Origin of the sequence: Falsihalocynthiibacter sp. CO-5D18 (genome assembly GCF_041205445.1) — a bacterium.
Taxonomy (GTDB): domain Bacteria; phylum Pseudomonadota; class Alphaproteobacteria; order Rhodobacterales; family Rhodobacteraceae; genus Falsihalocynthiibacter; species Falsihalocynthiibacter arcticus.
Window position 1 is genome coordinate 1 of record NZ_JBGFCF010000005.1, and the last position, 13,097, is coordinate 13,097.

18 protein-coding genes and 1 tRNA gene are annotated in these 13,097 nt (G+C 51.6%); 8 read left to right on the forward strand and 11 right to left on the reverse strand.

Annotated features, from left to right (window positions below):
* Positions 1-169: 169 nt before the first annotated feature.
* A complete protein-coding gene (locus AB9F27_RS08070) occupies positions 170-418 on the forward strand; it encodes a hypothetical protein (RefSeq protein WP_369757645.1) in 249 nt (82 codons plus the stop codon).
* A gap of 280 nt (positions 419-698) precedes the next feature.
* Positions 699-830: a hypothetical protein gene (locus tag AB9F27_RS08075; protein ID WP_335585958.1), complete on the forward strand. Its 132-nt coding sequence runs from the start codon at positions 699-701 to the stop codon at positions 828-830.
* Here AB9F27_RS08075 and AB9F27_RS08080 read toward each other — a convergent pair.
* The 7 genes from AB9F27_RS08080 to AB9F27_RS08110 form a co-directional block, all read right to left on the reverse strand.
* Complete coding sequence (locus AB9F27_RS08080) at positions 821-1,996, reverse strand: serine hydrolase domain-containing protein (protein WP_335585957.1); 1,176 nt, start codon at positions 1,994-1,996, stop codon at positions 821-823. The genes AB9F27_RS08075 and AB9F27_RS08080 overlap by 10 nt on opposite strands.
* 172 nt (positions 1,997-2,168) lie before the next feature.
* Entirely contained in the window at positions 2,169-2,429 is a 261-nt protein-coding gene (locus AB9F27_RS08085) for a hypothetical protein (protein ID WP_335585956.1), read from the reverse strand.
* A 7-nt stretch (positions 2,430-2,436) separates the two neighbouring features.
* The gene (locus tag AB9F27_RS08090; RefSeq protein ID WP_335585955.1) at positions 2,437-2,733 is read right to left on the reverse strand and encodes a hypothetical protein; all 297 of its coding nucleotides are present in this window, start codon (positions 2,731-2,733) and stop codon (positions 2,437-2,439) included.
* A 274-nt stretch (positions 2,734-3,007) separates the two neighbouring features.
* Entirely contained in the window at positions 3,008-3,340 is a 333-nt protein-coding gene (locus tag AB9F27_RS08095; RefSeq protein WP_335585954.1) for a hypothetical protein, read from the reverse strand.
* Position 3,341: 1 nt separating this feature from the next.
* Positions 3,342-3,824, reverse strand: coding sequence for a hypothetical protein (locus AB9F27_RS08100; protein ID WP_335585953.1), 483 nt, complete (start codon positions 3,822-3,824; stop codon positions 3,342-3,344).
* Positions 3,825-3,868: 44 nt separating this feature from the next.
* On the reverse strand, positions 3,869-4,642 hold the full coding sequence (locus AB9F27_RS08105) for a hypothetical protein (protein ID WP_335585952.1): 774 nt from the start codon (positions 4,640-4,642) through the stop codon (positions 3,869-3,871).
* Positions 4,643-4,703: 61 nt separating this feature from the next.
* Positions 4,704-5,222, reverse strand: a complete 519-nt coding sequence (locus AB9F27_RS08110) for a DUF805 domain-containing protein (RefSeq protein WP_335585951.1) — start codon at positions 5,220-5,222, stop codon at positions 4,704-4,706.
* 194 nt (positions 5,223-5,416) lie between these two features.
* Between AB9F27_RS08110 and AB9F27_RS08115 the strand changes: the two genes are divergently transcribed.
* Both AB9F27_RS08115 and AB9F27_RS08120 read left to right on the forward strand, forming a co-directional pair.
* On the forward strand, positions 5,417-6,193 hold the full coding sequence (locus AB9F27_RS08115; protein WP_335585950.1) for a DUF3658 domain-containing protein: 777 nt from the start codon (positions 5,417-5,419) through the stop codon (positions 6,191-6,193).
* 97 nt (positions 6,194-6,290) lie between these two features.
* The gene (locus AB9F27_RS08120) at positions 6,291-6,587 is read left to right on the forward strand and encodes a hypothetical protein (protein ID WP_335585949.1); all 297 of its coding nucleotides are present in this window, start codon (positions 6,291-6,293) and stop codon (positions 6,585-6,587) included.
* Here AB9F27_RS08120 and AB9F27_RS08125 read toward each other — a convergent pair.
* The 4 genes from AB9F27_RS08125 to AB9F27_RS08140 form a co-directional block, all read right to left on the reverse strand.
* Positions 6,575-6,847 carry a hypothetical protein gene (locus AB9F27_RS08125; RefSeq protein ID WP_335585948.1) on the reverse strand — a complete coding sequence of 91 codons (273 nt, stop codon included), beginning with the start codon at positions 6,845-6,847 and terminating at the stop codon, positions 6,575-6,577. The genes AB9F27_RS08120 and AB9F27_RS08125 overlap by 13 nt on opposite strands.
* Positions 6,848-7,490: 643 nt before the next feature.
* Positions 7,491-9,104 (reverse strand): tyrosine-type recombinase/integrase, encoded by a 1,614-nt coding sequence (locus AB9F27_RS08130; RefSeq protein WP_369757646.1) that lies wholly within the window; start codon positions 9,102-9,104, stop codon positions 7,491-7,493.
* Positions 9,101-9,484, reverse strand: a complete 384-nt coding sequence (locus tag AB9F27_RS08135; RefSeq protein ID WP_369757647.1) for a helix-turn-helix transcriptional regulator — start codon at positions 9,482-9,484, stop codon at positions 9,101-9,103. The genes AB9F27_RS08130 and AB9F27_RS08135 overlap by 4 nt, the downstream gene beginning before the upstream one ends.
* A gap of 234 nt (positions 9,485-9,718) precedes the next feature.
* Positions 9,719-9,808: transfer RNA gene (locus AB9F27_RS08140), tRNA-Ser, on the reverse strand.
* 172 nt (positions 9,809-9,980) lie between these two features.
* On the opposite strand from AB9F27_RS08140, the gene AB9F27_RS08145 reads away from it, so the two are divergent.
* The 4 genes from AB9F27_RS08145 to AB9F27_RS08160 all read left to right on the forward strand — a co-directional run bounded on the left by AB9F27_RS08145 (position 9,981) and on the right by AB9F27_RS08160 (position 12,936).
* Positions 9,981-10,805, forward strand: coding sequence for a DUF2059 domain-containing protein (locus tag AB9F27_RS08145; protein ID WP_335584319.1), 825 nt, complete (start codon positions 9,981-9,983; stop codon positions 10,803-10,805).
* Positions 10,806-11,067: 262 nt separating this feature from the next.
* On the forward strand, positions 11,068-11,775 hold the full coding sequence (locus AB9F27_RS08150; RefSeq protein WP_039000633.1) for a 50S ribosomal protein L21: 708 nt from the start codon (positions 11,068-11,070) through the stop codon (positions 11,773-11,775).
* An 11-nt stretch (positions 11,776-11,786) separates the two neighbouring features.
* Positions 11,787-12,056, forward strand: a complete 270-nt coding sequence (gene rpmA, locus AB9F27_RS08155; RefSeq protein ID WP_039000634.1) for a 50S ribosomal protein L27 — start codon at positions 11,787-11,789, stop codon at positions 12,054-12,056.
* Positions 12,057-12,405: 349 nt separating this feature from the next.
* Positions 12,406-12,936 (forward strand): GNAT family N-acetyltransferase, encoded by a 531-nt coding sequence (locus tag AB9F27_RS08160; protein WP_052274637.1) that lies wholly within the window; start codon positions 12,406-12,408, stop codon positions 12,934-12,936.
* Positions 12,937-13,097: the final 161 nt, after the last annotated feature.

Sequence of the window (13,097 nt, forward strand, 5' to 3'; positions counted from 1 at the left end):
CTTCAAGCGCCACAGCAGCCTTAAAATTGTCTGAAAAGTTCCGTCGCTTTGTCATTCTCGTATCCATTCGCTTGTGTTGGATACATCTTAGCACGCTGTCCGAATTTGCCGGACCACTTCAGTTGGAGCGTTCCTTGGCCTCACACCAAAACGCCATCAATCCGGTGAAGTGGATTGGTCGGGCAAAATATCCAAATGCGGCGATTGTGACATGCGCCGATTATTATACTCGGCGGCATCAACATTGATCAGTTGCACGAGAAAGCCATCTCGTTTGAAAGAATGGGCAACAAGGTTAGCCGAGCGTAAAGGGCACAAGAAAGCAGCCGTCGCCGCCTCTCGGAAAATTGCCGTCATCTTGCATTGCCTCTGGCGAAACGAAACGGTGTTTGAGCCTGGAATGGAGGGTGCCAGCTGAGAAATTGAGATTTTGAATACCTGCCCGAGAGACAAGGGGTAGGTTCGACGTCCTCCGGGACGGAGGCAGATCGAGCCAGCAAAGCGGCTGAGGTGGGCAACTCCCAACCTCGTGAACGACATTTTGGCAGATCAGTCCCGTACGCCATCAGGAGGCAGGATAATCCCTGACCTCGTAGAGAACCACGGACCCGGAAGACACTGAACCTAACACGCTTGACTTAACCACAGACAGAGAGCCGCTCTCGGACTTAGAAAACATTGCACCCGAGCATCAGCCGATGGGCTATATTAGCGGCGAGGGTGATCTTGAAATCATTTTTGCTTTGGAGCGCGCGGCCCTGGTTGAGTTGGTTGCTGATCGAGGCATGACAGGCGGCAAACTCCGTCCCACAGCATCCATTCATGGCTGATTTGGATCCCACCCCGTCTTTTTTAAGGCCTCAACTACAGCTGCTGCACCTAAAGCCATGATATTGTTGGAAGATGACGCCCAGCCTACAATTGATACTCCACTCGCCACATGAACTGCGACGTCAGATTCGAAGCCAAGCGTTTGACCTCCATGTCCCCAGAGACCATCGCCGATCTTTTCCACCAACCCAATACCGTAGTACGGTGCCGTTAGACTACCGGTCCACATGGTGTCCTTCATCAGTTGCAGAGTCTCATTAGATTTATAAAGGTCGCCCGCAACAAGCACTTCTATAAAACGGTGCATGTCTTCGACGGTCGAAATCACGCCACCAGCAGCCCAGCCTTGTGACATATTCCAGTCCGAAGTCTCGTAGTCAAAAGGCGCTTGAAGGTACGCTCTCGCCAAACCAAAATCGGGATCTGGAACATCGTTCCAGAAGAAAGTGTTTTGCATACCCAGCGGAACAAAGATGCGTCTTTCGAAGACTTCAGCGAGGGGCTTTTTTTCGATGCCTTCAATAATCAATCCAATCAAGATGTATCCAGTGTTACTGTATGACCAAGCGCCTTCTGTACCAGGCGCGAAGCTCGGTGTGCCGTGATCAATCGCGAACTGAACCAGTTCCAGCGGGCTGTAACCTGCTCTGAGTGCGGCCGGATCGGTTACGTCGGCTTCCATGATGCCCGGAGTGCCGTCTGGTGCATTGTCTGTATAGCTGAAGATGCCAGAATTATGTTGAGCAAGCTGGCGCAAAGTGATGCTGTCACCATAAGGCAATCGGCCAGAAATTGTCGGCAGATGACTCAAGAGCAGGTCGTCGAGCGACAGCATACCTTCTTCATGTAATTGCAGTAGCACGGCTGCCGTAATCATCTTCGTGTTACTGCCAATCTGGAATGACATCTGACAATCTATTGGAGTGCCTTCGTCCGGGTTAGCCAAACCGATAGATTTCGTGTAGCGCCAGCCAGGTGCGCGGACGGATAGAACTGCGCCCGGAGCAGTACCAAAGACCTTTCCACCTTCAGATTCCGGATCCACAGCCGATGACAGAATTGAATCGAGCGCTTGGGTGATAATTTCGGGTGCTGTCGTCTCGATTTCGCACCGCCCAAAATTATCAGCTTTCGTTTCAGACCCCGCCACCAGGAAAGCGATCATCAGTATTGCCTGCATCAATGGTCTGCAATCTAGCGGTGAACCAGCCCGAATAAACTTAGGGTCCCTTGCCACGATCATATTTTCACCTCCCTTGGGAATGAGACAAATTTTCGAATGTCATCTCAAGATTATCAATTTCTGAAATGTCACATACGGTGCCCCGCTCCACCGTTCATGGCAGGTACCGAAGCATCAACCATCGCAGAAGTGCAATATTCACAATAGGTGCAAGGCCCCCAATCCAGGGCAGGACTGCATCCGGTGCGCCGGTCGAAAAGATCGTCCACGGCAGCCCAAGTGGCACTAGGAACAAGGCGGAGAGCGGATCGCGTTCCTGTCCAAACCATCCCAAAGTGCCCACCGCCCAAATGAACAGGGCGGCGGCATAGAGCGCTATCAGCACCCAGAAGGAGATGTTTAGGAGGCGTGCCATGGTAGAATTAGAGGCTGCCTTCATTTGTCAAAGACATGATGCCTTCGGTAGTTCCGTCTCCGTAGGTGATGCATTGCCAAGGAGCGGCATCGGGTCCAACCCCAACTATGACCAAGATATTGGCCTCGCGCGGCTCGGACGATAGGATGCGAACTTCGCTGTTCCCGGTCGATTGAGCAACTGCGGCTAAACAATCTTGGTTCGCACGACTCGGAGGCGACGTCGCGGAACCAGTATCTTCCACGCAAGCCGTCAGTAGAGTTCCGAGGAGCATGCCGGAAGTCAGTTTAAAAGCTATATTCATGATCATAGTTTCCTTATCTACAGTTGCAATTTAGTTGCCGTACGAGTTGAAGCACGCAAAAGCCTGAAATCGATTTCCCCAACGCAAATATCAATTGCACTGATTGTATTGGTAATCGCCGAACTCGATGTAATTTCTATTGCCGTCCTTGAATATTAGTAATTCCGATCGGTCTTCTCCCAAAAGCGCGACCATAAACCCCAGTGGCGGCTGTGCATTTCCAAAGTAGCTATAGGCAGTCATCGCACGCGTGGTCTCGCCATTGAAGTCACGATCAGCGGTTGGCCAAGCTGAAGAAGGAGAAGCTGTTCGTCTGGGTGATGATTTGCGCTCCCGTCTCTGCCATAAGTGTCTCCATCGCGGAACTGCCCGTCGGACATGATACAAGATCGGCGGCATCATCAAGAAAGTCGATGGTGAACGCGCTTTCGCCAACAAGTTGGCATTCATCAGACAGGCTCCGAAAGCCACGGACGAAAACAAGATCGGGATCCGGTTCACTGACTGCGATCTCAGCAGGCAACTCTACACATCCTGCGACAAAAATCACCGCTGGTAAGAAGGCAAAGAAGACCACTAGCTGCTTCACGCGAATATTTGTTGTCATTTTACTTCTCCCATTCCGCGGCTGTGCTATGCCACATGCCGTCCTCTGCGTTGACATCCCAGACGCTAGCAGTGACGCAGGGGGTTGGATTTATTCCGCCGCATTGCCACCCATGAACGTCCGTTAGAAGGACGCGGTTGGGGCCAAGATCCACAACATCCCATCCTTGGTTAAGCAAAGAGCCAAGGACGTCACCAACAAGGAAATGCGATATGCATCCGCCAGTTCCGCAATAAAGGGACACGGCGGACGAGCAGGCAAGCGAAGCCTCGTTCAGCACCCAGTCAGGCCTCAGATCCCCGTCCAGGTCCACACGTGCAACAGCGCCCCATTCCAATGCGAATTCGCCGTTTTCAAATTCAGAGCAGGCTTGTTCCGCCTGATTGACCTTTTCTTGAAGTTGAGCTGGGAGCTCAGATATCTCTGAAGCAATGGCAGGCCCCAGCAGGATTAGAGCCGTCGCAAGTAATACGCAGGAAAGCACCCTGAAACTCCAAACTGGGACGGATGCGGCTCTCGATTTTAGTATCAGTTGCATTGGTCGTACTGATAATCGCCAAACTCAATCCAGTTTTTAGCGCCATCCTTGAACACCAAAAACTCTGATTGATCCTCTCCCAATAGCGCGACCACAAACCCTTCTGGCGGTACACTGTTATTGAAGTAGCTATAGGCCGTCATTGCTCGGATTGTTTCACCGTTAACCGTTACGTTAGCGTCCCAATCATCTGAGGCGTTTTCAAGGATGAGGTACTCGATCTGGCGTTTAACCTGACCGCCGCCGCAATAGACAATTCCCTCCGGAGCCTCCATCGTGCTACTTTCCATCTGCCCTCCTGATCCGCAAGCGGATTGCAACGAGCTGATAGCCTTACTTGAACCTTTCAGATCAAAAATCCCATAACTCACGTCTTGGTCCGTCATCGAGAGATTAACGATGGCATTGGCTGATATTTGCTCCAGCACAAAACCGTAATCCTCAGCATCTTGGAAAACGACTTCGACCGGAAAATTGTCTACAATCTGAATAGATGCGTTTTCGGGGCCCGCCTGAAAGGCCCCCGTTTCCGTGGACCCATCTTTCATGAAACGAATGGAAAGACCCTGCTGTTTGGCGATATCTTCGCTGTCTTGATATCCTGCGGGAGCAAACCGAATGCGGTCGCACTGCAATTCAAGGGTCATGTCGCCTGATTGAATAAAGGCATTAGGTTGTGGGGCGCCGCTAAAGCCCCAATCTGCCAAAACGGGTCCAGCCGACACACCAAGCAGTAGACATCCAGTTAACAAAGAGTATTTCATGCGTAGCTCCAAGATTTTCTAGTAAGTTTCAGGGATGGTCCCTCTGTAAAACGTCTAGGACCTAGTTTGATGGGACTGGGCCATATTCATTTGGCCCTTCTTGTGAGGGACGCGAAAGCCACCAGATCATCAAAACCGAGAAGACGAGCTGGAGCACGGACATCACGATCATACCAGTTGCGCCAAGAAAGGATGCAGATCCCCTTAAGGCGTCGGGGTCGGCACCACTGGTTTCCAGTACGGAGAACGCTGCCACGCCCGTAAGCAACATAACCATTGTCGCAATACTGAAAGCGAATGGAATGAGGAGATACCAACCGGGACGGCCAGTATCATGTAAGCGACGCCACCCCGCAGCAAGCATCGGGAGAAGCATAGCCAGCTGGAAGATCGAGTTTAGGGCATTAGATCCCTCACCGGTTTCCGGATTAGTGCCAAAAAAAATTGAACCCAATATCGCAAGCCCGATGCTGACGAGGATCACGAACAGAACGAACCACCAGTACTCCGACCTTTGCGCTCGGCCTGAGAAGACAACATACTTGGACAGACAGGTTTTTATCGATTGCGAAAAGCCCATGTTTGAAATTCTTCATTAGGTTCACTGATTTGATTTTGTATTATGCTTTGCTAGAAGCAAAAATTGCAAGTTTTTTCCGAGATCAGGCCTTAACAACTACAAAGTTCACAGGTCGTAATGAACTCGACAGTGTCGAATTTTGAGTTACTAAATGAACTCTAAGCTTTGAATAGTATTTCAGCGAAAGGCCTAGGATGAACAAGCCTGTACGAATAAATCTGGTTTTGGGCGGAAGCGCGGGCGGCAATTTACGCGCAGCATTCGCATCCCATGAAATGACTGAACGGGTTCATGTTTTCGATGATGATCTGAGCCACGGTCCTCTGAACAACCTTGAGGCACGGGAAGCTTACATGAAAGATATCTACATGCATTATGGGCTTGTGGAAGAAAGCCCGATTCCATGTCTGGCTGATTTGGAGCACCTTTCCCGACAATTGAATCTGGATGACACCCAAGAAGTTTGTATATGGGGGGGGGACAATGCGTCTGAACGGGTTTTTCTAGCGATGGCATGCCACGGCCTGCGCCACTTCAATGGGTCCGTCACCCGCGTTGGGTCCACAGGGCTGACGTCGATGCCCTACATCGGAGCGCAAACTCCTGACCTATTGGCCAGCTTAAGGGATGAGCGAGTAACGATTGATCCGCACACAAGAACTGCTCAAGCCAAAACCTTTCTGCACCACCAAAATACAGGAGGTATTCTGCGCAGGTGGGAAGCCAACGAGATTGTCGATGTAGCTCCAGATTACTACGACACTCTACTCACCAAGGGCTGTCCCAAAGATTGGACATCAGCAGCGCGAGTGGTCGGTACAGCAATGGGCGCTTGTGACGAGCAAAATTTATTGAATGATGTTTTCTTATCGGGAAGGCTTCAACACCTGATTGCGTGCGAAATGATTGAGGCATCCGGCCCCCAAACCAGTTTACGAGACTATGTTGTTAGACGCGAACAGGTCAGTTGAATACCACTCAGCCGAACGCTTAGTGTGAAATCAACGAACTCGCGCCGAAAATGCCAAATGAACCGCAATCATTCCAAGACTCTTGGATAAATCAAAATTGAGGACTGATAGTGGAAAGAAAGACATTGAACCGATTTGCGGTCGTGATTTTGATTTGCCTTTCATTCTGGGCGGGAAGCCGCACATCGCCCTGCAAAACTTTGTAGAGATACTTGGTCTACCAAACCAAATGGTAACGGTGATAATAGGCGCAGTGTTTGCCTTTGGAATAGTGCATACTAAATCAAAGGCAGCCAAGCCCGCTATGCCGCAATTGTCCCCTGTTTTTGTTGATATTCCCCGACTAAAAGACTCGGATGATGGCAAAGAGACCGTACTAAGTCACCGACAATGAAGCGTGAAGAAACCGTTTTTTCCACTGAGCTCGACGAGACTAGCTTTGACGTCCAAACTCCACACTATAGGCCCATCTGCTGCGCCGTTGATCGCGTGTTGGCATAACCCGCTCAGAGCAATCGCTCTACCATTTATCTCACCATTTATCGTGCCGAGGTCGAACCATTTTTCACGGGTTTGCTGATAGGTAAGAGCCAGACTGCCGCACCAAACCAGCAGAACGGCAAAACCCAATAGAAATTTCTTAGATTGCTTCATTTTTGAGTTCTTTGCATTGTGGTTACGGAAACCAATGAATTTTGGGCTCGGAAGCTAATAAAAACAAGCAACAAAAAAACAAAAAACGCAAAACCAGTCATTGGTGCGGCTGCGGCGAAAGTTCACTTTGTCCTGCTCAGCGGACCTCTACACAGATCGCAGCGAACGGCGGCTCACCGCCCTCCTTACCAATACGGCAATTGAAATCATCATTCTTGTGCACTTGCAGCAAATTGTCGGTTTGTCCGCAGACCGACCAAACAGGCTCTGATTTTGCTGCGCGACGCATGAAGGGCCGCTTTCTTTGCTGCATCACAGAAATTGAAGCGCTGAGTCGGCAAGAATATTATTCGTTTTAAGATCAACCGGCCAGCGAAATCGAAGGGAAGCTTTGTCCCGCACACTGTGAGTTCAGTTAGGTGCGTATTTCGCAGATGCAGCGAACGGCAGGTTCAACGGGCCGCATTGCAGCATACAACATGTCCGGCGAGAGGCAGCTAAGGGCCGTTCGTGTCGACACCACGTTTGCCCATGGATACAAACGCAGCGAATGTCGGCTTGGCGCGCTATTTGGGCCCGTAGGCGCTGACGTCAGACGCTGCTTCCTATCATAATAAGTGAACGTGTCTGTTTTCGCTACGTTTCACCCCTCCCTTTTCCGGGCCCTCTCGGCGATCAAGTCCTTCGCCCTGAGGAACTCGGGCGTGCCGGGAGAGAGCCTGTGTTCGTGGTAGTCGAGGCAGAGATCCTTGTCGTCAGATGTCATGCTTGATCCCTGACCAATTGTTCGCAGCACGCTTTGTTTCTCGTCATCGGTCAGTTTCGCATAGTTACTCTCTGTTGTTTGTACGTTCGCGTGGCCAAGGTTTTTGGACCATGCTTTTTCCTCCACGCGATTGGTGCAGAGCCTGTTCCCTAGCGCCGTTAACGTGTGGCGTGCGCAATGGGGGGTATAGGACGTACCCGCAACTTGACTTGCCACGGCAAATGCCTTGGTGATTGCGCCCTCAGATTTCAGGGTTGGGACGGCTCGACGGCTCGACGTGAGGCTTGGCTCCTGCGCCGTAAGTTCCCGAACGGCTGGGAACACCGCGTCCTTCGCCTCAAATCCAAGCTGTGTCAGCTCCTCTATCCATGCAACCACGATCCCCTGCAGGGGGTCCGTTGTGGCAAACCAATCGGCCACATAGCTCTTACCGTTTTTGGCGCGCATGAGCGTACCGTCCTGAGTAGCGGTGCGTTCCGTACAATCGATGTGCTCTAGGCGCAGGGTGCTCAACGCACCGGCGCGCAGTCCTGTGACAAATGCCATAGCTACAATGGCTTGATCGCGCCTCTCTTGTAGAGAGGATGCAGGCATGCCGAGCGCCATCTCTATGGCGGCCTCCATGGTCGGATGGCCCTTGGGCTGCGGGGCCAAGGTCTGCGCGTTAAGCGCGCGGCTTAACGTCAAATAATCCGCCAAATCACGTGGCAGCCGGCGATAGCCGCTTTGGTTAAGGAGCCATGCTAAAAACGCCTTCACGTGTGAGGCTTTATGGCGCACGGAAGAGCGGCTCAAAGCGTCCTCCCCGTGGTGTAGATTTGCGCGCTCGGAAAGATGCTGCCGATACGCATCCACGGATTTGATTGTGAGTGTTCTGAAGCCGGCGCCGCCGGTAAATTCCTCAAATTCGCGTATTGCGGCGAGGTGCGCATCGATGGTGGCTGCTGCATACTGTCCCGCAAAGAACTGCCAGTCAAACAGCACTCCATCGTTCAAGGACACTTGGAAATCTGACTCAGAGCCCGCGTTTGTATCAATACCACCCAGAACTGCTCCTATTCTTTCGTCGGAGATGTCTTGGCTCGTATTGGGATCACAGTATTTTTTGAGGGCGTTGCATTCAGTCTCACCAAGTAACTTCATCACGCTCGCGCCACAGTCTGGGCAGAGTGCGCAGCAGAGGCTGGCCGCCTTTTTGGCGGGGTCAAAACTCATCGAGGCTGGCTCTGGAATAACAGCCGTCTTGCAGTGCAGGCACTTGAACTCTCCACACCGCAATTCTCGTTTGCTCTGGGCGCGGCGCTGAAGGTGAAACCTGTTGAGCTCTGCACCGCGGAACAGCTGCGGTGAAGCTTCCGGCGAGGGGCAGAGCCCTTGCTTAACCCAGTTGCTCAGCGTGTTCCGGCTGCTCACTTTGTAAAGCTTGAGCACCTCATCGACACAATAGACGCGGCTCTTCTTCGCGGTAATGCCTCTGTAGGAACGGCTCATGCCTGCGGCCCTCCAGCTTTAGAGGGCTCCATTGGCTTGAGCGACGCTTCATAACGTTGAAGGTCCGCCAAGCGCCAACGCGTTGTGCCCATAGAAATGTTGACTGGCTTTGGAAAGGCCGGATCATTCTTTGACCAGCGCCAAATCGTCTGCCGAGAAACACTATAGCGCTTGCCGACGTCCCTTACGGACAAGAAGCACTCTTTGGCGGGAGCCGCTTGGATCGAAATAACTGGCCGTTCTTGAGGTGTCTTAAGTGCCGCTAGGGTACTGAATGGCGGCTCGGATCGTTCGGCCGGAACAACAGGAGCATCCGGGACGATAGCGAGATCGTCAAAAAGTTCAGCTTGGGTGGATTTGTGTTCGTTTGAAGCAGACATGCGGAGACCCAATGGAGAGGGTTCTGAACACATCATGCGTTTCGAGAACGATTAGTTTAGTGGTCCTCAAAAAGCAGAGCGACCGATTTTAACATCTTGAGGCCAATTGATACGATATAACCACGCTCCGTCAACAGGAAAATTCCATCAAAAGATTATGTGGGGCTAGATGTGGGGCTGAATGGCGCGCGGCGACATTTTTTGCAGTATTTTCAAACACTTATCGCCAAATTGTGGCGGAGAGACAGGGATTCGAACCCTGGGAACCCGTTAAGGCTCAACGGTTTTCGAGACCGCCACGTTCGACCACTCCGCCACCTCTCCGCGTAGGATCCGTGGGCGGTTTAGTCTGGGGCGAAGAAATCTACAAGCTCTTTTTGCACCGTCGTGTCGAATTGCGCTAATCACGGGCGCTGACTGCAAATTGAAGGGGAGGGTGCTTAAATTATTTGTTAGAATACACTATGTCTATATGAGTCGCCAAAAAGGGGTATGTATGCGGTCTGTTATGTTAGCCATTGTGTTTGTGCTTGGGATCGTTGGCCCCGTCGTCGCCGAACGGGAGGCGGATCTGAATCGATTGTCCGAAATTCTGCTTGTGGATGACATGATCGAAATTTTGTCCGACGAGGGGATGCAATATGGCGAGACCCTTGGGATGGAACTTTTTGACGGGCGTGGCGATGCCGATTGGGAGCGCCGCCTAACGGCGATCTATGCGCAGGACAGAATGAAGGCAGAGTTTCGCGCAAGCTTCGACCCGCTTTTGAGTGACGAGACCCTTGCTGCCGCGCTGGCGTTTTTTAATACGCCCTTCGGCGAAAAGCTCGTGCGGTTGGAAATGAGCGCGCGTCTGGCAATAAGTGATCCCGACGTAAATGCGGCAAGCGAGGCGCGTTTAAAGGCAATGATCCGCAACAACGACCCTCTTTTGCCCCGCGTTCGGGAATATATTAAGGTTTACGACCTTATAGATATGAATGTGGCAAGTTCGATGAACGAAACCTTCGAGTTTTTGTCGGCAATGGGCGATATGGGAGCGTTGACAGACGACATGACCGAGAGCGCAATTCTGGCGGATGTCTGGCAGGATGAACCCCAAATTCGGGCGGATACGACAGAGTGGTTGATGACTTATTTAACCATGAGTTATTCGCCGCTATCCGAGGACGAAATGACGAAAAACATTGCGTTTGGGCGCACAGACGCTGGCCGACAATTTAACAATGCGATGTTCAAAGCCTTTGGGGACGTCTATGCGGAGATCTCGCGTAAATTGGGGCGTGCGGCTGCGGGGTACATCCTGAGCGAGGACATTTAGACGGACCTCTTGCGAGGGCGTTTCCGTTAGCAGACATTGAGACATTAAAAACCCGTTCAGAAGGGGATAATTCCCAAAGGTGCCTTGACTTCGCGGGGGTTTACGAGGATAAGCCGCCATCTTAGTGCGGGATTCCTACGAGATTCCTGTCTTGAGAATGATTTTTTTTACCGCCCATAGGGGCGCGCTGTCCGAGGTGCCATTCTGGCGAAACTCCCAAATTTGGGGACCACAAGACGCGGAAATTGCGAAGGAAGACTAAATGTTTGCGGTTCTAAAAACCGGCGGCAAGCAATACCGGGTTCAAAGTGGCGACGTGCTGCGTATTGAACGTATTGCTGCAGATGCGGGCGAAACTGTTCAGTTCAACGAAGTTCTTATGGTTGGTGCCAATGTTGGCGCCCCTTTGATCGAAGATGCTGCTGTGCAAGCCGAAGTGATCGACCAGATCAAAGGCGAAAAGCTTATTCACTTCGTAAAACGTCGTCGTAAGCACGGCTCGCAACGCACAAAAGGTCACCGTCAACGGCTGACCTTGGTTCGGATTACGGATATCCTTGAAAAAGGTGCTGCGAAATCTGGCGTTAAACTTGCACAAGGCACGGGCTCTGTTCCAGCTTCTGTGGTTGCTGCGATGGCTCCAGTTGTGCCAAAAGCGAAAAACGCTCTTTCTGCACGTGCCGCGGCTGCGGCGGCTCCGAAAGCGGAAACTGCTGTGAAAGCTCCTAAAGCAAAAGCGGCGAAAGCTGCCCCTGCTGAAGCGGCTTCCGGCGCAGACGATTTGAAAAAATTGTCCGGTGTTGGACCCGCGCTTGAGAAAAAACTGATCGCGGGTGGTGTTACTTCCTTCGCTCAGATCGCTGCTTGGACAGATGCTGACGTTGCAAAATTTGACGAGGCGCTCTCGTTCAAAGGCCGCATCGAACGCGAGGGCTGGATTGCCCAAGCTCAAGAATTCACTAAAGGCTAAGGAGAGACCAGATGGCACATAAAAAAGCAGGCGGTTCATCCCGTAACGGTCGCGACTCAGCTGGTCGTAGACTTGGTGTAAAAAAATACGGTGGCGAACTCGTTATCCCGGGCAACATTATCGTGCGTCAGCGCGGAACAAGAATGTACCCAGGTGCTGGCGTTGGCATGGGCAAAGATCACACGATTTTTGCAACATCCCTTGGCAACGTAAAGTTCCACAAAGGCCTTAAGGGCCGTACATTTATTTCGGTTCTCCCAGTGGCGGAGGCCGCAGAGTAAGCCGAAACCTAGTGTTTATTTTTAGGGTCGGCGGAAACGCCGGCCCTTTTTTTATTTCTGTAACATGGCTCTGTTAGACGGGCGAAGGTTCAGGAATTTAATAAAATTTTAAGGAACTCGGTTCACACCCTTGGGTGCCAATATCTAAAGATCACATCTTGAAAGGTTTTCGTGGAATCCCTTGTTGGTTGTGGTTCAAGCCCCCATGTAACGGGGGTGAATGTGATGCTTGGCCGGTTATCGGAGCGGACCAGAGAAAAAGCGGCCTTCCATGAGGGCCCAATAAAGACAGGCGGGAATGGCCCCCACGGGCCTCGTGTCTGTTTGTGAGGTTCGGAGGAGCTTAAACATGAGAGTAGAGACAATTGCAGGTCAGCAAGTAATAGAAACAGAACGGTTTATTTTGCGCCCCGTGCAAAAATCCGACGCAGGCCAGTTGCGCATGTATGCAGGCGATCAACGCGTGGCAGAGTTTACGAGTTCCATCCCACATCCATTGCCGCGCGGCGCGACCCAGAGTTTCATTGAGCGCGCTCTTAATCCGGAGCGCAGTGAAGACGTCTGGATTATGGCCTCGACGAAGGATGAGGTTTTGGGCGTTATTAGCCTAAAAACGATGGACCGTGCGCAATCTGAAATCGGTTATTGGGTGGCACCCGCTTTTTGGGGGGCAGGCTATGCGTCCGAAGCGGTGCGTGCGATTCTTGAGGCGAACCCGCAAAAGTGCAAAACAATTTTCGCAGAAGTCTTCCAAGATAACCCAGCCTCGGCACGGGTTTTGACCAATGCGGGGTTTGAGTACCTTGGCGATGCCGAGAAGTTTTCTGTAGCCCGCAACACGAGTGTGGCCACTTGGACCTATCTTTTGAAATACGCTTAAAGGACGTTTAGGACAGTTTCGTTTCGGCCGCCCTTTGCCAAATATTCAGGCCTCTTCTGATGTTATAGGAGGGTTAAATGCTTCGATCCTTTGTTGAAAAGTAGTTTTGAGAGACATACAGTAACAGTGGTTTTACGGATTTTCGGCGTCAGGGTGCTTTT